General features: G+C 59.5%; 20 protein-coding genes and 1 tRNA gene. 12 read left to right on the top strand and 9 right to left on the bottom strand.

The window, feature by feature from the left end:
* Positions 1 to 146 precede the first annotated feature (146 nt).
* Positions 147 to 452 (bottom strand): hypothetical protein, encoded by a 306-nt coding sequence (locus AC0J42_RS21360; RefSeq protein ID WP_416425650.1) that lies wholly within the window; start codon positions 450 to 452, stop codon positions 147 to 149.
* A gap of 331 nt (positions 453 to 783) precedes the next feature.
* Between AC0J42_RS21360 and thrS the strand changes: the two genes are divergently transcribed.
* The 9 genes from thrS to AC0J42_RS21315 all read left to right on the top strand — a co-directional run bounded on the left by thrS (position 784) and on the right by AC0J42_RS21315 (position 8,251).
* Positions 784 to 2,706, top strand: a complete 1,923-nt coding sequence (gene thrS / locus AC0J42_RS21355; RefSeq protein WP_416425649.1) for a threonine--tRNA ligase — start codon at positions 784 to 786, stop codon at positions 2,704 to 2,706.
* Positions 2,706 to 3,257 (top strand): translation initiation factor IF-3, encoded by a 552-nt coding sequence (infC, locus tag AC0J42_RS21350; protein WP_176572446.1) that lies wholly within the window; start codon positions 2,706 to 2,708, stop codon positions 3,255 to 3,257. Before thrS ends, infC begins: the two co-directional genes overlap by 1 nt.
* Before the next feature lie 60 nt (positions 3,258 to 3,317).
* A complete protein-coding gene (rpmI, locus tag AC0J42_RS21345; RefSeq protein WP_027620572.1) occupies positions 3,318 to 3,512 on the top strand; it encodes a 50S ribosomal protein L35 in 195 nt (64 codons plus the stop codon).
* A 29-nt stretch (positions 3,513 to 3,541) separates the two neighbouring features.
* A complete protein-coding gene (rplT, locus tag AC0J42_RS21340) occupies positions 3,542 to 3,898 on the top strand; it encodes a 50S ribosomal protein L20 (protein ID WP_002553161.1) in 357 nt (118 codons plus the stop codon).
* A 110-nt stretch (positions 3,899 to 4,008) separates the two neighbouring features.
* Positions 4,009 to 5,025 carry a phenylalanine--tRNA ligase subunit alpha gene (pheS, locus tag AC0J42_RS21335; protein ID WP_416425648.1) on the top strand — a complete coding sequence of 339 codons (1,017 nt, stop codon included), beginning with the start codon at positions 4,009 to 4,011 and terminating at the stop codon, positions 5,023 to 5,025.
* A gap of 21 nt (positions 5,026 to 5,046) precedes the next feature.
* Positions 5,047 to 7,425: a phenylalanine--tRNA ligase subunit beta gene (gene pheT / locus AC0J42_RS21330; RefSeq protein WP_416425647.1), complete on the top strand. Its 2,379-nt coding sequence runs from the start codon at positions 5,047 to 5,049 to the stop codon at positions 7,423 to 7,425.
* 3 nt (positions 7,426 to 7,428) lie between these two features.
* Positions 7,429 to 7,731, top strand: a complete 303-nt coding sequence (gene ihfA / locus AC0J42_RS21325; protein ID WP_002553164.1) for an integration host factor subunit alpha — start codon at positions 7,429 to 7,431, stop codon at positions 7,729 to 7,731.
* Entirely contained in the window at positions 7,712 to 8,068 is a 357-nt protein-coding gene (locus tag AC0J42_RS21320; protein ID WP_158155781.1) for a MerR family transcriptional regulator, read from the top strand. The genes ihfA and AC0J42_RS21320 overlap by 20 nt, the downstream gene beginning before the upstream one ends.
* A 106-nt stretch (positions 8,069 to 8,174) precedes the next feature.
* Positions 8,175 to 8,251, top strand: a tRNA-Pro gene (locus tag AC0J42_RS21315).
* Positions 8,252 to 8,320: 69 nt separating this feature from the next.
* On the opposite strand, the gene AC0J42_RS21310 is transcribed toward AC0J42_RS21315, so the two are convergent.
* Together AC0J42_RS21310 and AC0J42_RS21305 are read right to left on the bottom strand one after the other, a co-directional pair.
* Positions 8,321 to 9,448 (bottom strand): tyrosine-type recombinase/integrase, encoded by a 1,128-nt coding sequence (locus AC0J42_RS21310; RefSeq protein ID WP_473006891.1) that lies wholly within the window; start codon positions 9,446 to 9,448, stop codon positions 8,321 to 8,323.
* Complete coding sequence (locus tag AC0J42_RS21305) at positions 9,370 to 9,771, bottom strand: hypothetical protein (protein ID WP_473003647.1); 402 nt, start codon at positions 9,769 to 9,771, stop codon at positions 9,370 to 9,372. Before AC0J42_RS21305 ends, AC0J42_RS21310 begins: the two co-directional genes overlap by 79 nt.
* 504 nt (positions 9,772 to 10,275) lie before the next feature.
* Between AC0J42_RS21305 and AC0J42_RS21300 the strand changes: the two genes are divergently transcribed.
* Positions 10,276 to 10,593, top strand: coding sequence for a hypothetical protein (locus AC0J42_RS21300; protein WP_473003645.1), 318 nt, complete (start codon positions 10,276 to 10,278; stop codon positions 10,591 to 10,593).
* 64 nt (positions 10,594 to 10,657) lie between these two features.
* Here the strand turns inward: AC0J42_RS21300 and AC0J42_RS21295 are convergent, their stop codons facing one another.
* The 4 genes from AC0J42_RS21295 to AC0J42_RS21280 form a co-directional block, all read right to left on the bottom strand.
* Entirely contained in the window at positions 10,658 to 11,080 is a 423-nt protein-coding gene (locus AC0J42_RS21295) for a hypothetical protein (RefSeq protein ID WP_473003644.1), read from the bottom strand.
* 91 nt (positions 11,081 to 11,171) lie between these two features.
* A complete protein-coding gene (locus AC0J42_RS21290) occupies positions 11,172 to 11,558 on the bottom strand; it encodes a hypothetical protein (RefSeq protein WP_473003642.1) in 387 nt (128 codons plus the stop codon).
* The gene (locus AC0J42_RS21285; protein ID WP_473003640.1) at positions 11,555 to 11,791 is read right to left on the bottom strand and encodes a hypothetical protein; all 237 of its coding nucleotides are present in this window, start codon (positions 11,789 to 11,791) and stop codon (positions 11,555 to 11,557) included. The genes AC0J42_RS21290 and AC0J42_RS21285 overlap by 4 nt, the downstream gene beginning before the upstream one ends.
* The gene (locus AC0J42_RS21280) at positions 11,788 to 12,189 is read right to left on the bottom strand and encodes a hypothetical protein (RefSeq protein ID WP_473003639.1); all 402 of its coding nucleotides are present in this window, start codon (positions 12,187 to 12,189) and stop codon (positions 11,788 to 11,790) included. The genes AC0J42_RS21285 and AC0J42_RS21280 overlap by 4 nt, the downstream gene beginning before the upstream one ends.
* 129 nt (positions 12,190 to 12,318) lie before the next feature.
* Here AC0J42_RS21280 and AC0J42_RS21275 point away from each other — a divergent pair, with 129 nt between their 5' ends.
* The gene (locus AC0J42_RS21275; RefSeq protein WP_473003638.1) at positions 12,319 to 12,570 is read left to right on the top strand and encodes a hypothetical protein; all 252 of its coding nucleotides are present in this window, start codon (positions 12,319 to 12,321) and stop codon (positions 12,568 to 12,570) included.
* A gap of 3 nt (positions 12,571 to 12,573) precedes the next feature.
* On the opposite strand, the gene AC0J42_RS21270 is transcribed toward AC0J42_RS21275, so the two are convergent.
* Positions 12,574 to 13,497, bottom strand: a complete 924-nt coding sequence (locus AC0J42_RS21270; RefSeq protein ID WP_473003636.1) for a DNA cytosine methyltransferase — start codon at positions 13,495 to 13,497, stop codon at positions 12,574 to 12,576.
* A 50-nt stretch (positions 13,498 to 13,547) separates the two neighbouring features.
* On the opposite strand from AC0J42_RS21270, the gene AC0J42_RS21265 reads away from it, so the two are divergent.
* On the top strand, positions 13,548 to 14,099 hold the full coding sequence (locus AC0J42_RS21265; protein ID WP_473003634.1) for a hypothetical protein: 552 nt from the start codon (positions 13,548 to 13,550) through the stop codon (positions 14,097 to 14,099).
* Positions 14,100 to 14,127: 28 nt separating this feature from the next.
* Here AC0J42_RS21265 and AC0J42_RS21260 read toward each other — a convergent pair whose 3' ends face one another.
* Positions 14,128 to 15,078 carry a phosphoadenosine phosphosulfate reductase domain-containing protein gene (locus AC0J42_RS21260; RefSeq protein WP_473003632.1) on the bottom strand — a complete coding sequence of 317 codons (951 nt, stop codon included), beginning with the start codon at positions 15,076 to 15,078 and terminating at the stop codon, positions 14,128 to 14,130.
* Between the last annotated feature and the right edge of the window lie 1,170 nt (positions 15,079 to 16,248).

Genomic DNA, 16,248 nt, shown 5'->3' with positions numbered 1-16,248 from the left:
AAAACCCGCCATACCCTTGAATTCATTGGGTTTGGCGGAAAAAAGCGGGCTAAAAAAAAGCCGAAAAAAAACACAGATTTCACCCATGCAGGGCCCATTTTCGGGCCCTGTGGGTCATGCAGCAGCACGCAAGGCGGAAAAACGGGTCATTTTTTGCTGCGGCAGCTGGCAGCGGCGTCCATCATTTTCTTCTGCAGCTGGGCGTCCACGCCGTTGTCCGAGTTGGCAACCTGCTTGAGTTCCTCGGTGCTCAGCTTGCTGGTGATGGCCTTGTCGCTGCACGCGCAGGCGGCCTTGGCCTTGTCGGCCGTGGTGTGCTCGCCGGCGGATTTCTCGCACTGCGACACGAACTGGCTCTCCGCCCCCGCAGGCCACTCGCCGGCGCTGGCCAGCTGGGGCAGGGTGATCGCGGCGCAGGCGGCCAGGGAAAGGAAAAGCGATTGAAGACGCATACCGTAATGCTCCTTGGGTTCAGGTTGACTCGAAGTATGGCTTGCCCTGCATCAGAGTGAAGGCGAGCGATCAAGTTCCTGCAAGCCTGCCGGTTTCGACCACTCATCGGTAGTTTTATATGCTAGAGTGATCGGCCTCGACAGGTGCGGGTTGCTCCTTTGGCAACCGCAATGCCGAGTTACCATTTTTACTATTCCAGTCACTCTGGTTCGGTCCTGGTTGGCCTAGCGGCTCCTGCCACTGTGAGGCAGGCATACCGCCGAATCTTGTACTGGCTCATCCCAACCCACGTGACCTTTGGTAGGGGTCACCACTAGGAGAGGAGGCGCCATGCCCATCATTACTCTTCCCGACGGCAGTCAACGTTCGTTCGATCACGCGGTTTCGGTCGCCGAAGTCGCCGCATCCATCGGTGCGGGGCTGGCCAAGGCCACCGTCGCCGGCAAGGTCGACGGCAACCTGGTCGACGCCTGCGACCTGATCGAACACGACGCCACCCTGCAGATCATCACCCCCAAGGATGCAGAGGGGCTGGAAATCATTCGCCACTCGTGCGCGCACCTGGTGGGCCACGCGGTCAAACAGCTGTACCCGACCGCCAAGATGGTCATCGGCCCGGTCATCGACGAAGGCTTCTACTACGACATCGCCTACGAGCGTCCTTTCACGCCTGACGACATGGCTGCCATCGAGCAGCGCATGCAGCAGCTGATCGACACCGAGTACGACGTCATCAAGAAAGTCACGCCGCGTGCCGAAGTCATCGACGTGTTCACCGCCCGTGGCGAAGACTACAAGCTGCGCCTGGTCGAGGACATGCCCGACACCCAGAGCATGGGCCTGTACTACCACGAAGAATACGTCGACATGTGCCGCGGCCCGCACGTGCCGAACACTCGTTTCCTCAAGTCGTTCAAGCTGACCAAGCTGTCGGGCGCCTACTGGCGTGGCGATGCCAAGAACGAGCAGCTGCAGCGCGTGTACGGTACCGCCTGGGCTGACAAGAAGCAGCTGGCCGCCTACATCCAGCGCATCGAGGAAGCGGAAAAACGCGACCACCGCAAGATCGGCAAGCGCCTGAACCTGTTCCACCTCCAGGAAGAAGCGCCGGGCATGGTGTTCTGGCACCCGAACGGCTGGACCCTGTACCAGGTGCTCGAGCAGTACATGCGCAAGGTGCAGCGTGACAACGGCTACCTGGAGATCAAGACTCCCCAGGTCGTTGACCGCAGCCTGTGGGAAAAGTCTGGCCACTGGGCCAACTACGCCGAAAACATGTTCACCACCGAGTCGGAAAACCGCGACTACGCCATCAAGCCGATGAACTGCCCATGCCACGTGCAGGTGTTCAACCAGGGCCTGAAGAGCTACCGCGAGCTGCCGATGCGCCTGGCCGAGTTCGGTGCCTGCCACCGCAACGAGCCTTCGGGCGCCCTGCACGGCATCATGCGCGTGCGCGGCTTCGTCCAGGACGATGCGCACATCTTCTGCACCGAAGAGCAGATGCAGTCCGAATCGGCCGCGTTCATCAAGCTGACCATGGACGTGTACAGCGACTTCGGCTTCAAGGATATCCAACTCAAGCTCTCCACTCGTCCAGAAAAGCGTGTAGGCAGCGACGAATTGTGGGATCGTGCTGAGTCCGCCCTGGCCGCCGCGCTGGACGCTGCTGGCCTGCCGTACGACCTGCAGCCGGGCGAGGGTGCGTTCTACGGTCCGAAAATCGAGTTCTCCCTGAAGGATTGCCTGGGTCGCGTCTGGCAGTGCGGTACGCTGCAGCTGGACTTCAACCTGCCAATCCGCCTGGGCGCCGAGTACGTGTCCGAGGACAACGGTCGCAAGCATCCGGTCATGCTGCACCGTGCAATCCTGGGTTCGTTCGAGCGTTTCGTCGGTATCCTGATCGAGCACTACGAAGGTGCGTTCCCGGCCTGGCTGGCGCCAACCCAGGCAGTGATCATGAACATCACTGATAAACAAGCCGATTTTGTGCAATCCGTGGAAAAAAATCTGACGGAAAGCGGGTTCCGTGCCAAGTCTGACTTGAGAAATGAAAAGATCGGCTTTAAAATCCGCGAGCATACGTTGCTCAAGGTTCCTTATCTCCTGGTTATCGGGGACAAGGAAGTCGAAACGCAAACTGTCGCTGTGCGTACCCGTGAAGGTGCAGACCTGGGCTCCATGCCCGTCGCCCAGTTCACCGAGTTCCTCGCACAAGCGGTTTCCCGGCGTGGTCGCCAAGATTCGGAGTAATTATTATTAAGCGTGAAATGAGACAAGATAAACGAGCTGCACCGAAAGCCCCGATCAACGAGAATATCTCGGCACGCGAGGTTCGGTTAATTGGCGCTGACGGCGAGCAGGTTGGCATCGTCTCGATTGATGAAGCGCTTCGTATCGCTGAAGAAGCGAAGCTGGATCTGGTAGAAATTTCTGCCGACGCAGTGCCTCCGGTTTGCCGAGTCATGGACTACGGCAAATCGATCTTCGAGAAGAAGAAGCAGATTGCTGCGGCGAAGAAGAACCAGAAGCAGATCCAGGTAAAAGAAATCAAGTTTCGTCCAGGGACGGAGGAAGGGGATTACCAGGTAAAACTACGCAACCTGGTACGTTTCCTTAGTGATGGGGACAGGGCCAAGATTTCGTTGAGATTTCGCGGCCGTGAGATGGCACACCAGGAGCTGGGGATGGAGCTGCTCAAGCGCGTCGAACAAGACCTGCTGGAGTACGGTTCCGTCGAGCAGCATCCTAAGATGGAAGGACGCCAGCTGATCATGGTCATCGCCCCCAAGAAAAAGAAATAACCACCAGGGCACGGCAGGCCTTGCGGTTATGTTTATCAACTGAATGCGGAGTATCCGAACATGCCAAAGATGAAAACCAAGAGTGGTGCAGCTAAGCGGTTCCTGAAAACCGCTAACGGCATCAAGCACAAGCACGCTTTCAAGAGCCACATCCTGACCAAAATGTCGACTAAGCGTAAGCGTCAACTGCGCGGCAGCAGCCTGCTGCACGCATCGGACGTTGCAAAAGTCGAGCGCATGCTGCGCCTTCGTTAATTTTCGGTCAAAGATAGAGGAAGTTACTCATGGCTCGTGTAAAGCGTGGCGTCATTGCCCGTAAGCGTCACAAAAAGATTCTGAAACTGGCTAAAGGCTACTACGGCGCGCGTTCGCGCGTATTCCGTGTTGCCAAGCAAGCGGTCATCAAGGCAGGCCAATACGCCTACCGCGACCGTCGTCAGAAGAAGCGTCAGTTCCGCGCTCTGTGGATCGCCCGTATCAACGCTGGTGCTCGTGTAAACGGTCTGTCCTACAGCCGTTTCATCGCTGGCCTGAAAAAAGCGTCCATCGAGATCGACCGTAAGGTTCTGGCTGATCTGGCAGTGAACGAAAAAGCGGCGTTTGCTGCGATTGTCGAGAAAGCTAAAGCCACTCTGGCCTAAGTACCCACGACAATCACCCGGGGCCGTTTTCCACGGCTTCGGGTGTTAAACGTCATAAACAGGGGAAGAGCCTTTAAGCTCTTCCCCTGTTTTGTATCTGGAGTCTGTACATGGAAAACCTGGATGCGCTGGTCTCTCAAGCTCTGGAGGCCGTGCAAAACGCTGAAGATATCAATGCCCTGGAGCAGATCCGGGTTCACTTCCTTGGCAAGAAGGGCGAACTGACTCAGGTGATGAAGACCCTGGGCAACCTGCCTGCCGATGAGCGCCCGAAAGTCGGCGCGCTGATCAACGTCGCCAAGGAGCGTGTTACAGAAGTCCTCAACGCACGCAAGGCCGGTTTCGAAGAAGCCGAACTGAGTGCCAAGCTCGCTGCCGAGCAGATCGACGTGACCCTGCCGGGCCGCGGCCAGGCCTCTGGCGGCCTGCACCCGATCACTCGCACCCTGGAGCGGATCGAGCAGTTCTTCACCCATATTGGCTACGGCATCGCCGAAGGCCCTGAGGTGGAAGACGACTACCACAACTTCGAGGCGCTCAACATCCCAGGCCACCACCCGGCCCGGTCGATGCACGACACCTTCTATTTCAATGCGAACATGCTGCTGCGCACCCACACCTCGCCGGTGCAGGTCCGCTCCATGGAATCTTCGCAGCCTCCGATTCGCATCGTCTGCCCAGGCCGGGTATACCGCAGCGACTCGGATATCACCCACTCGCCGATGTTCCATCAGGTCGAGGGCTTGCTGATCGACCGCGACATCAACTTCGCGGACCTGAAAGGCACCATTGAGGAATTCCTGCGGGTGTTCTTCGAGAAAGAATTGGCCGTGCGCTTCCGTCCGTCCTACTTCCCGTTCACCGAGCCTTCGGCTGAAGTCGACATCCAGTGCGTGATGTGCAGCGGCAAAGGCTGCCGCGTGTGCAAGCAGACTGGCTGGCTGGAAGTGATGGGCTGCGGCATGGTGCACCCGAACGTGCTGCGCATGTCTGGCATCGACCCTGAAGAGTTCCAGGGCTTCGCCTTCGGCATGGGCGCCGAGCGCCTCGCCATGCTGCGTTATGGCGTCAATGACTTGCGCCTGTTCTTCGACAACGACTTGCGCTTCCTCGCGCAATTTCGCTAAACGAATTATTAGGAGAGCAGGATGAAATTCAGTGAACAATGGCTGCGTGGCTGGGTAAGCCCGCAGGTCGGCCGCGATGAGCTGGTGGCCCGTCTGTCCATGGCCGGTCTGGAAGTGGACAGCGTCACCCCCGCGGCTGGCGAATTCACCGGCGTGATCGTCGGCGAAGTGCTGAGCACCGAGCAACACCCCGATGCCGACAAGCTGCGCGTCTGCCAGGTCAGCAACGGCACCGAGACCTTCCAGGTCGTCTGCGGCGCGCCGAACGTGCGCCCGGGCCTGAAGATCCCGTTCGCCACCCTGGGCGCCCAGCTGCCTGGCGACTTCAAGATCAAGAAGGCCAAGCTGCGTGGCGTCGAGTCCAACGGCATGCTCTGCTCGCAGTCCGAACTGCAAGTGGGCGAGGGCAACGACGGCTTGATGGAACTGCCGGCCGACGCGCCGGTGGGTGAAGACTTCCGCGTGTACCTGGGCCTGGACGACGCCAGCATCGAGGTCGACCTGACCCCGAACCGCGGCGACTGCCTGTCCCTGGCCGGCCTGGCCCGCGAAGTGGGCGCGCTGTACGCCGCTCCCGTCGCGCGTCCGGTGGTGCCTGCCGTGGCTGCGGTCAACGACGAAGTGCGTCCGGTGGAAGTGCTGGCGCCTGCCGCCTGCCCACGCTACCTGGGCCGCGTCATCCGCAACGTCGACCTGTCCAAGCCGACGCCGCTGTGGATGGTGGAACGCCTGCGCCGCAGCGACGTGCGCAGCATCGACGCTGCCGTCGACATCACCAACTACGTGATGATCGAACTGGGCCAGCCGCTGCACGCCTTCGACCTGGCTGAAATCAACGGCGGCATTCGCGTGCGCATGGCCGAGGAGGGCGAGAAGCTCGTCCTGTTGGACGGCCAGGAAGTCACCCTGCGCGCCGACACCCTGGTCATCGCCGACCACAGCCGTGCCCTGGCCATCGCCGGTGTCATGGGTGGCGAGCACAGCGGTGTGACCGCCAAGACTCGCGACATCTTCCTGGAAAGCGCGTTCTTCGACCAGATCGCCGTCGCTGGCAAGGCTCGTTCCTACGGCCTGCACACCGATGCCTCGCACCGCTACGAGCGTGGCGTGGACTTCAACCTGGCCCGCGAAGCCATGGAGCGCGCCACTGGCCTGCTGCTGGAAATCACCGGTGGCGAGCCTGGCCCGATCATCGAGACCGTCAGCCAGCAGCACCTGCCGAACATCGCGCCGATCACCCTGCGTGCCGAGCGCGTCAGCCAGATGCTGGGCATGGACATGCCAGCCGCGCAGATCGAAAGCCTGATCGCCGCCCTGGGCCTGGGCATCGTTGCCGAAGGTGAAGGCCAATGGCGCGTAGAGGTGCCAAGCCATCGCTTCGACATCAGCCTGGAAGTGGACCTGATCGAAGAATTGGCGCGCCTGTACGGTTACAACCACCTGCCGGTTCGCTACCCGCAAGCCCGCCTGGCGCCGCAAGCCAAGGCCGAAGCCCGTGGCGAGCTGCCGGAGCTGCGTCGCCTGCTGGTCGCCCGTGGCTACCAGGAAGCGATCACCTACAGCTTCATCGATCCGAAGTGGTTCGAACTGTTCAACCCAGGTGTCGAGCCGCTGCTGCTGGCCAACCCGATCTCCAACGACATGGCTGCCATGCGCAGTTCGTTGCTGCCGGGCCTGGTCAAGGCGCTGCAACACAACCTCAACCGCCAGCAGACCCGCGTGCGCCTGTTCGAAAGCGGCCTGCGCTTCGTTGGCCAGCTGGACGGCCTGAAGCAGGAGCCCATGCTGGCCGGCCTGATCTGCGGCACCCGCCTGCCGGAAGGCTGGGCACAAGGCCGTGACACCGTGGACTTCTTCGACGCCAAGGCGGACGTGGAAGCGGTGCTGGGCTTCGCCGGCGCGCTGGCACAGTTCAGCTTCGAGCCAGGCAAGCACCCGGCGCTGCACCCGGGCCAGACCGCGCGCATCGTGCGTGAAGGTCGCGAAGTCGGCTACCTCGGCGCCCTGCACCCAGAGCTGGTAAAAGCCCTGGGCCTGGACCGCGCGGTGTTCGTCTTCGAGCTGGTGCTGGCGGAAGTGGCCGAAGGCAAGTTGCCGAAGTTCTCGGAACTGTCCCGGTTCCCTGAAGTGCGTCGCGACCTGGCCTTGGTGGCGGATCTTGAAGTGCCTTCTAGCGCGATCATGCAGGTTATTCGTGAAAATGCAGGGGAATGGCTCACGGACCTCAGCCTTTTTGACGTCTACCAAGGTAAAGGTATTGATCCCAATAGAAAAAGCCTTGCAGTTGGCTTGACCTGGCAGCATCCATCGCGCACTCTTAATGACGATGAGGTGAATTCCACGACGCAAGCTATCCTCACCTCGCTCGAACAAAGGTTGAATGCCACGTTAAGGAAGTAGCGCATGGGGGCTCTGACGAAAGCTGAGATGGCCGAGCGTCTTTACGAAGAGCTGGGCCTGAACAAACGGGAGGCCAAGGAATTGGTCGAACTGTTTTTCGAGGAAATCAGGCACGCTCTGGAAGACAACGAGCAGGTCAAACTGTCCGGTTTCGGCAATTTTGACCTGCGCGACAAGCGCCAGCGGCCTGGCCGCAACCCGAAAACCGGTGAGGAAATCCCGATCACGGCTCGCCGTGTGGTCACCTTTCGTCCAGGGCAGAAGTTGAAGGCCCGAGTTGAGGCATATGCTGGAACCAAGTCATAACGACGAGCTTCCGCCGATTCCTGGCAAACGCTACTTCACCATTGGTGAGGTCAGTGAACTTTGCGCCGTAAAACCCCACGTACTGCGGTACTGGGAGCAGGAGTTTCCTCAGCTCAACCCGGTCAAGCGCCGCGGAAACCGCCGGTATTATCAGCGCCAGGACGTGCTGATGATCCGGCAGATCCGCGCCCTGCTCTACGACCAGGGCTTCACCATTGGCGGCGCGCGCCTGCGCCTGTCCAGCGACGAAGCCAAGGACGACACCACCCAGTACAAGCAGCTGATTCGTCAGATGATCTCGGAACTGGAAGACGTGTTGGTCGTACTGAAAAAGTAACAAATCGGGTCGAGAAAATACTTCCACTTTTCAAAAGCTTGCGGTATATTCTTGATCGTTCCCTTCAACAAGGAACAGCTCTAAAGCAACAAGTTTCACGCCTAGTCGGGGCGTAGCGCAGTCCGGTAGCGCACTAGCATGGGGTGCTAGGGGTCGAGTGTTCGAATCACTCCGTCCCGACCATATAATTCAATGACTTAGCCCAATCTGAAAAGGTTGGGCTTTTTCATTTGTGGGGAGATTTTCGGGACTTCATCCTGTCCTCCTCTTCAAGATCGTCAGGACCGGCCCGCGAGAGTCGGTAGCTGATACCATGTTCGCAGCCTCAATCAGCTTGCCCAGCTCCGCGCCGGAGTAGTGGCTGGTGATGCTGCCGTTCTTGTGACCGAGCAACGCCTTCCGGTCCTCTTCAGTAACTCCTGCTGCACGCAGCCGGCGACCGAATGTATGCTTCAGATCGTGAACCCTGATCGATGCGTACCCGGGGTGAGCGGGGCGAAGGTTTTCCTCCTGCCAGAGTTTCGCCGCTCTCACCCGCGCTTTCTTCCAGGCCGAATCGTTCATCCGATGCATGCACGTGCCGTTGTAGGGGAAAACCCATTCCCTGCTTAGGCCGCGCTGGCGGTCGATGATCGACTTGGCCACGCTGTTCAGCACCACCAGGCGTTCGTCGCCGTTCTTCACCCCGGATTTCTCATTCCTGCCGCCAAAGTCGGAGGGGATCAGAAACACGCTGGTCCCCAGCTCCGGCACGTGAATCTCCCAATCCCACCTCAGCTTGCAGACCTCCTGCTCGCGGCAGCCTGTGTTCACCTTGAACAGGGCCATCGTTTGCAGGTGTGTCGGTAGCTCCCCAAACAGAATCGACTGCTCTTCCCAGGTCATGGGGTAGGGCAGCCGCTGTTTCTTCTTCAGGTCCAGCTTCCTCAGCATCGGCACGGAGTCGAGCCAAGGCCTGCGCTCCTCATCCCTCCATTTCCTTGCGCACAGATTCAAGACCCGTATCACCCGCTCGATGGACAGGTTCACTGTTCTGGGGGCCACCGGCTTCAACTGCTTGCCGCAAGGCAGAACCATCCCGCTCAACCGATCCGCAATAAACTCCTTTAGGGCCTGGTCGTCGATGTGCGTCAACGGCAAGTCTTGCAGGTACGGCTGCAGATGCTTCAGGTGATGGATTGTCAGCTTGATTGACGGCTGATCCTTCACCTCCATCAGGAATTTCGCTGCGGCCTCATCCCAGGTACGGGTGCGTCGTACTCCATACACCCGTTCCTGGCGTAGCCTTTCGAGCATGTGAATCAGGTATTGCTCTGCTTCTTCCCGGTCACCAGTGCCAGTGCTTTCTCGAATTCGCTGGCCCCGGAAGACCTTATCGATTTGCCAGATCCCACCTTTTTCGTAGAGACCGGTAATCGTTTTTCGCGCCATAGTTTTTCTCCTTGGCGCTCGCTGCGAGGCCGATTGTTGTCCTGATTGGCGGCTTTTTCAATCGCCTTGGCCGTGATGTAAGCGTCAGCCCACTCGTCCAGCTCATGCCGGTCGAAGGCAACGCCCTGTTTTCCGATGGGAAATTCCCTGATGTGGGGCCGGACGGTCTTGTTGAACTCGTCCCGGCACATGCCCAGGTAGCCCGGGGCGTCGCCGAAGCGAATGAACCGCGGCTGAATGCTGGTGGCCTTGGCCGCTGTGGCGTTTGCCATGGGTATGCTCCATCCGCCCTATGGCGGCAGAAGGGGTTAGGGCTTTGGATATGAAGGTTGGGTTCTGATCGAGAGACAGCCGATTAAAGGCAGTTCAGTCCAAGCACCGAAGTGCCCGCGACCTGGGCTGTACATAGTGCCGCGGCCAAACGATGGCTTTATCGCAGGCCAACAGATCAGCCTCCTTGGTGGCGACCAGTCGATAACCCAGCGCCAGTAGCCGCAAGGCTGATCCCAGCAGGCGATAACGCCTGACTTGCTGCTGCCGTAATGTTTTTTGAATCCGATAAATAGTCTTCCGATACGCATAGCGATACCTCGCCCGCCGAACCCGGCAGGCAGTAGGAGGAGGGGGGAATCAAAAGGTGTGTGCACTAGCGGGAAGCATTTGCGGCGTCTATCGCGGCAACGCATAAGCGAAGAGTTTCATCAGCCAAACGAGTTGGGCGATTTACCGCCGCGAGGCCTGTTTGTATGCGTTACTGATCTACTGCCTTCGGAGCAATGATCATGAGACAAAGAGGCCAGAAGTACTGGGCATGGTCGGACTGTGAGCTACACAGCCGGTGTCATGCAGAGGAGTTACGTAACGGCACCGAGTTCGAGGTCCAGGTGCGCCTTTCCAGAAAGGGCGCCACGGAAATGTTCATTGGCGTGTACCGGCAAGGTGCCGCCGAGCTCGAAGAGTTCTACTCCGCTGTTCCCGAACATTCACTGTCGAGCGCGATGGAACTTGGCGTCGACCGTGCGAAAGCATTGGCGACAGGCGCAGCCGTCGCAGGACAGGCCTCCATGTTGGGGCTTAAATGGGCCGCTGGCTGAGCACCAAACATGGCGGCGCTCACCATGGGCGCCGAGAACAGGATGGGGCGTTCCTTGGGCTGGTTCATGGAGTCACCCGCCGGGCCCACTGCACATACGGGCCGTCCTCGGTATCGAAAATTCCCATCAAGAACCACTCAGGGCCGGGCGACTCTGGATTCCAAGCTGTGCAGGCTGCATCTTCGTCGGGCAGGTCTTCGAGTTCGTCCCCAGAGTGCCAGCCTTTAAGCTGCAAGCCCTGTTCGGCCGCCCAGGCGTCGTAAGGCGCAGGGTCTTCGCCGCCGCCAAAGTCCGGGATGCCTGGGTGCCACCACCAGCCGTCCTTCTGGCGCTCGACCAGCACCGGCCCGAAGGGCTTCGGCGCGTGCGCTGCGCACAGGGTTACGCGGTGCACATCGGAGAACTGGCCACCTCCGTCACTGAATTTGATCTGGCACCCGCACTCGGCCGGCGCGCCATTCACGAACGTAATCATTTCTTCAAGCATGACTGATCCTCGCCACACCGCTACAGCGGCTGGCTTGAAAGTGAAAGAAATCTGAGGGGAAAGGGCGGGAGTGAAGATTTTCCGGGCCGGCTCAAGATTTTCTGAGCTGGGCGGGGGGATGGCTGTATAGCAAGAAGGTGCCGCCTTTTTCTCGACATTCCTTCAGCCATCCAGGCTGGACGAAATCGACGGCGTATTCGCCGTCACCACCGAGCAGCTTTTCGCATTCAAGGCGCATTACCGGCTCAGGCGGACACACCGGGCAAGGCCACCGCAGCGAGCCGTCGCCGGAGGTGCAGGTGCAGCGCGGGGCAAGGGCGGTGCACAGATCCTCGCGCATTTTGTCGATGGGCTCCCACCACGCGTTGCCATAGTGGTGCCGAAGGTTTGGGTAGCTGTCGTGGCCGGTGAAAAGTTTCAAGGCCTTCGCGAGACCTTCAGCCAGCTCACGCGGCACGCCGATCATGTCGTTGCTCATTGCGACACCTCGACTTCAGTGCTGACTACTTCGATCTTATCAACGCGAACAACGCGAATACTTCCAACCTTTGGGTCATTGAATGCGCTAAGCATCCTATTGAGCGCAGCAGATTGGGCCTGCCGACAAACCTGGTCGATGGTGCAGCTAGGCCCCCAAGACCCCAGGTTGGTCAGCTCCACTGTCAAGGTGACCTGGGCGCCGGTTTTGGCGCGCACTTTTGGCTTGCTCATGATCCCACCTCCGGGCTATCAGTGCAGCCGCAGGCCTTTCGAGCCTGTCCGCAGACGGTGCTTATCAGAAACGACCCCTTGCCGCGGCACTTCGCACACACCTCCGAGCCGTCCTTAGTCAGTTGGCTGAAGAAGTCTTCAATTTTGGTCATGCCATAGTGGCTGACGTGGCCCCGGTTGTAGACGGCGCGCAGGACTGCTGTGGCGTTATCCAGGTGCTGATCTGCTTCGTTCAGGCGCTGCTGCAGGGCCGCCTCATGGGCCTGGCCCCGCTTCAGGCCCAGCGCGTAGCTCGCATCCTGGAAGGCCATCACCTGCTCGTTGTTGGGCTCGTCCTCGGTGATGAATGCTGAGTGGAGGCGGTCGATTTCCGCCTGGTCGTCAGGGTGGTGGTTCATCTATCTGTCCTCTGCGCCTGCCGCAGCAGGCTGTGATAGGTAGGGAGTACATTTGTACCCCTTGAGGTTTTGGTCGGCCCGCGCCGGCATCGACTACAGTTGACGCTTTAGCCAGGTGGAGAATTGGGGATGATCGAAGAATTCAAAAAACACAGTTTTACGCTCTATGCAGGTCGATGGCCCGTGGCCCCAGCCGTAGGTCCGATTCAGGCTGATGGGGTCGTTGTTGATGAAAAAGGTGTCCCGCGCTTTCAGATCATCGATGACGGGCTGTATGCGGCTAACTCAGAGCTGGTCGGGAAGATTTACTCGGTTGGGAAAGAGTGGCTGATTCCTGACGACGCGAATAACGTCCTCTATTCGATCCGGCAGGATATTTGAGGCTCACGCGGCGGCCATCATGGCTTCGAGGATGCGCTGGCCGGCCAGCGGCGGAACCGCATTGCCAGCCATGTGCATGGTCAGCCGGTGGTTGTCCGGCCGCAGGGTGCTGGCCGGGAAGCTCTGGGCGGCCAGGGCTTCGCTGGCGCTGAGCATCCGCATTTCGCCACCGCGCACCAGGGCCCAGCGGTCGAGCGTGGTGATGGTTCCGATGGGGCGGCTGGTACACCGACCGGTGAGGCCCGAGCCCTTGCCGTAATAGGGCATGATGAACTCTTCGCCGAATCCGGCCCGGCCGTTGGCCACGCGCGCCAGGGTTGCAGCGGCCCGGCCTGGCTTCTCGATGGGCGACCACTTGCCCGCGGTAAAGTCGAGGAAACTGGCGGCGGGCACGTGCTGGCGCCGGTGCAGCTCCAGCATCAACGGTGCCCGGCTGCGGGTCAGCACCAGGAACAGGCGCACCCGGTGCTGGGGCACGCCCAGGTCCGCGCAATCGATGATGTGTGGGGCGACCTGGTAGCCCAGCGCCTGAACCGCCTGCAGCCAGGCCGGGTAGAGGGCCCAGCTCACGAACTCTGGGACGTTCTCCACCACCCCGCCCGCCGGCCGGTGGTACTCAAGCGCCGACACAACGGCCCAGGCGGTGGAGCGGGACGAATCGTGCTGTGGGTTTCCCGATGCCTTCCCGCGCGCCTTCGAGTGCCCCTGGCAGCAAGGCGATGCCAGCAGCAGGTCGTGCGCTGGCACCTGCTCCCAGCGCGCTTGGTGCAGGTCCTGGCACACGTGGTCGGTGGCGGGGTGATTGGCGGCGTGCCACTTCACGGCCTCGGGCCAGTGGTTGGCAGCCCAGAGAACGTCGACGCCCGCTGCGCGGGCGCCAGTAGACCATCCGCCGAGGCCGGCGAACAGATCGATTGCTGTGGTCATGAAGATCCCCAGTTGGATATATTCAGGACTGACGGAAGGGAGGGCGAAGGATGCGCAAATTTTGTCAGTCGTTTGATGAGTTCGTGAGCCATCTCAAATGGCTTGCTGCTACCGGCATGCTGGTCATCAGCATGGGATCGCACACGCTAGAGATTGCCTCTACCGTAAAGTCTGCTTACGACGTCGCTTTGCTGGCAGAGAGTCAGCCAGCATGGTTTGGAAGTGGTCCGTACTGGATTGATAGTGGCCCCCATGATCATTGGGAGGACGCCCCAACTCCGGATCTGGAGCGTACTAGCTATGCAGTCGCCTTTACTATTGAAGTCGAGCATCGTCTCCGTAACCGTAAGGTGGGCGGTCATGATCGCTTGTTACAATCGCTAGCTGGCTTTGAGTATCTAAATTCCTCGTCAGACCCATCAGACCCGCATGTACGGTCAGTCCTGATAAAACTGCCGACTGAGCCTGCCGATTTGCGTAAGTTGAGGGAAATCCTCGCACAAAATTCGCTGGCTTTTGGCATCGATGACGGCAGTGGCTATATGCATGAAGGAAACATGTTCATGGGCAATGGCCTCAGAAGTTACTCCGCAGATGCTTAACTTTGTTGGCGATAAAGAGGAGGGAGGGTTATTCACAAAGCCCGTAAGCGGAGGAGCACTTTCCTTGGCTGTCTGTGCGGGCGATCAAGTCGACCATATCGAACTGCCGACCGCCACGCGCTGTGTTACTCCACTCGACTATACGGTCTATGCCATGCGTTACTGCGCTCACTATGTCCGTTGGGCTGACGGTGGGATCGGTCACCGTGGCGAAGAACGTGGCGGCGCCGCGCTTGCTTGCAATGCTTACCAGGCGCTCCCACTCGCGAACCCGATCGACCTCCGCGGGCCACCTGATGGCAATCTCGCGCAACTCATCCTTGGCGCACATGATGCAGGGCATGCAGCCAACACGATTGCAGCCCTGCAGGTAAAGTGGATTTGGCTCGATACCTGCGGCTCGATGCGCTTCGAACACAGCCGATACTGGCCATTTGAGGATGGGGCGGTAATTGAACAGGCCGGCCCCAACCTCGTCGCACTCGGGCAGGTAGCGCCGGTTTAACGACTCATCCGCTCGGACGCCCTGCCACGATAGCACCAGGTTCGTTCCGTCCATCAGGGGCATGAACACCTCTTCAATGATCGGATTGCGCTTAAGTTCGTCCGTGCAGAAGCGGGCTTTGGTGCTGGGAAACCGACCTTTCCACAGGCACATGTCTAGGAAGGGGTTGCCCGTCGGATGCAGAACTTCTAGCGCGCCGAGCACCACCGCCTCCGGCACACCCTTCTCGCGCCACTTCGATTCGATGAACTTGCGCTTGCCTGCGATCTGGCGCGTGAAGTCAGCCGTCACCCAGCGGATCGGGATGCCCGTAGCTTCGGCCAGGTAATGCACGTAGTCATATGTCGCGGGATGCTCATGACCGGTATCGGCAAATACAGCGCTGAGGTTTGGCACCTCCAGCTCACGGGCGACCAACAATGTGGCCGTACTATCTTTACCGCCGCTAATGCTGACGATGTTGTGCTCGGCCATTCGTTGGTCCTTGCGTCTAGGCAGCCGCCCGCCTGCCGATGGCTGGCCGGGGTGGCGATTGATGATTGTTTGCGGATGTATCTAATTGCGCGCAACCTGAAGGATTGCCACCCAAGGATCATCCGATGAGAACGCCTGAGGAATTCCAGCAACAGCTAACGGCGGCATCCGCAGACGTCGTATCGACGATCATGGAGTCATCCAAATTTGCGCTGGCCGGTAGATCTTCGACGCCCGGCGGCGTATCGGCCAATTTGCGACAAGTGGAAGCCCTGCGAATCTGGTACGCGCTTATCAATAGCGTTTCGGTGCCCCGGCGGTGACCGGTTCGTGCTACCAAGTCGGTGCGCAGTTGGCTGCCATGGTGGATTGCTGATGCTAAAACCGGCGACAGTCGCAGCGGAAATACTCAGCATCGTCGGGGCGGGCCTGCTTTGCCTCTGCGCCATCCCATTGGGAGGCACCTTTGTTCTGGCTTCGCTGTATGGCCCAGGTGTCCTTGAGTACGTAGTGAGGAACTTTTTTCAGTTACCCCATGTGTTGAGCTGGTGCGGTTGCCTCATAGCGAGCGCTGCATGCCTTCGGGGGCAAAGTCTTGTAGGGCTCATCCACAAACAAGGCCGGGCTAGACTCTGTGCAACCCTGAGCGCGGACCATTCGAAAGGATGATGGCGTTTTGGTGCTCCACCTACTATAGATATCGAACGGCGCGGGCCTATCAAGGAGGTGGGGAATGAGTCCTGTCATAATCACTAGGCTGACAGTGGGTGATGGCTCTGGATTGGTCGCGTACGACATCTTGCAGAGCGACGTCCCTGTGTTTCTTGAGAGCACCGAAGACACAGGCATTTACAAGCTGGTCCTCCGAGAAGGCCAATACCAGTACTTGCGTGAACCCGCTGGCTACGGGCTTCTCGATGTAGCGCTGGCTGCAGGCTCTACGATTCGTGGGGAGATTGTCGCGGCTATCTCGGACCATGCGCCCGAGGGAGCGAAGACCCCTAATCTCCTCGTGGTGAAAATCAAAGCCACTTCATGCGCGTAATGCCTTTTTCCAATCGCCGGCTCCGGGAGCTCAATCAATGGATTTTGTGCCTGATAAAGATCAACCTAACCTCTTTACCTACGGGAAGGCGAGGGTCCGGTTTGCGTACGTAATAGGGCACGATG

The sequence above is a fragment of the Pseudomonas sp. Tav-5-1A genome (genome assembly GCF_055755055.1).
Note: the sequence above shows the minus strand (reverse complement) of the source record. Positions and strands in the feature narration are given on the sequence as shown.

Excerpts from the sequence above, each read along its gene's own strand:
- AC0J42_RS21360 (WP_416425650.1), bottom strand. The coding sequence starts at position 452 with ATGCGTCTTCAATCGCTTTTCCTTTCCCTGGCCGCCTGCGCCGCGATC.
- thrS (WP_416425649.1), top strand. The coding sequence starts at position 784 with ATGCCCATCATTACTCTTCCCGACGGCAGTCAACGTTCGTTCGATCAC.
- rpmI (WP_027620572.1), top strand. The coding sequence starts at position 3,318 with ATGCCAAAGATGAAAACCAAGAGTGGTGCAGCTAAGCGGTTCCTGAAA.
- rplT (WP_002553161.1), top strand. The coding sequence starts at position 3,542 with ATGGCTCGTGTAAAGCGTGGCGTCATTGCCCGTAAGCGTCACAAAAAG.
- pheS (WP_416425648.1), top strand. The coding sequence starts at position 4,009 with ATGGAAAACCTGGATGCGCTGGTCTCTCAAGCTCTGGAGGCCGTGCAA.
- pheT (WP_416425647.1), top strand. The coding sequence starts at position 5,047 with ATGAAATTCAGTGAACAATGGCTGCGTGGCTGGGTAAGCCCGCAGGTC.
- ihfA (WP_002553164.1), top strand. The coding sequence starts at position 7,429 with ATGGGGGCTCTGACGAAAGCTGAGATGGCCGAGCGTCTTTACGAAGAG.
- AC0J42_RS21320 (WP_158155781.1), top strand. The coding sequence starts at position 7,712 with ATGCTGGAACCAAGTCATAACGACGAGCTTCCGCCGATTCCTGGCAAA.
- AC0J42_RS21305 (WP_473003647.1), bottom strand. The coding sequence starts at position 9,771 with ATGGCAAACGCCACAGCGGCCAAGGCCACCAGCATTCAGCCGCGGTTC.
- AC0J42_RS21300 (WP_473003645.1), top strand. The coding sequence starts at position 10,276 with ATGATCATGAGACAAAGAGGCCAGAAGTACTGGGCATGGTCGGACTGT.
- AC0J42_RS21295 (WP_473003644.1), bottom strand. The coding sequence starts at position 11,080 with ATGCTTGAAGAAATGATTACGTTCGTGAATGGCGCGCCGGCCGAGTGC.
- AC0J42_RS21290 (WP_473003642.1), bottom strand. The coding sequence starts at position 11,558 with ATGAGCAACGACATGATCGGCGTGCCGCGTGAGCTGGCTGAAGGTCTC.
- AC0J42_RS21285 (WP_473003640.1), bottom strand. The coding sequence starts at position 11,791 with ATGAGCAAGCCAAAAGTGCGCGCCAAAACCGGCGCCCAGGTCACCTTG.
- AC0J42_RS21280 (WP_473003639.1), bottom strand. The coding sequence starts at position 12,189 with ATGAACCACCACCCTGACGACCAGGCGGAAATCGACCGCCTCCACTCA.
- AC0J42_RS21275 (WP_473003638.1), top strand. The coding sequence starts at position 12,319 with ATGATCGAAGAATTCAAAAAACACAGTTTTACGCTCTATGCAGGTCGA.
- AC0J42_RS21270 (WP_473003636.1), bottom strand. The coding sequence starts at position 13,497 with ATGACCACAGCAATCGATCTGTTCGCCGGCCTCGGCGGATGGTCTACT.
- AC0J42_RS21265 (WP_473003634.1), top strand. The coding sequence starts at position 13,548 with ATGCGCAAATTTTGTCAGTCGTTTGATGAGTTCGTGAGCCATCTCAAA.
- AC0J42_RS21260 (WP_473003632.1), bottom strand. The coding sequence starts at position 15,078 with ATGGCCGAGCACAACATCGTCAGCATTAGCGGCGGTAAAGATAGTACG.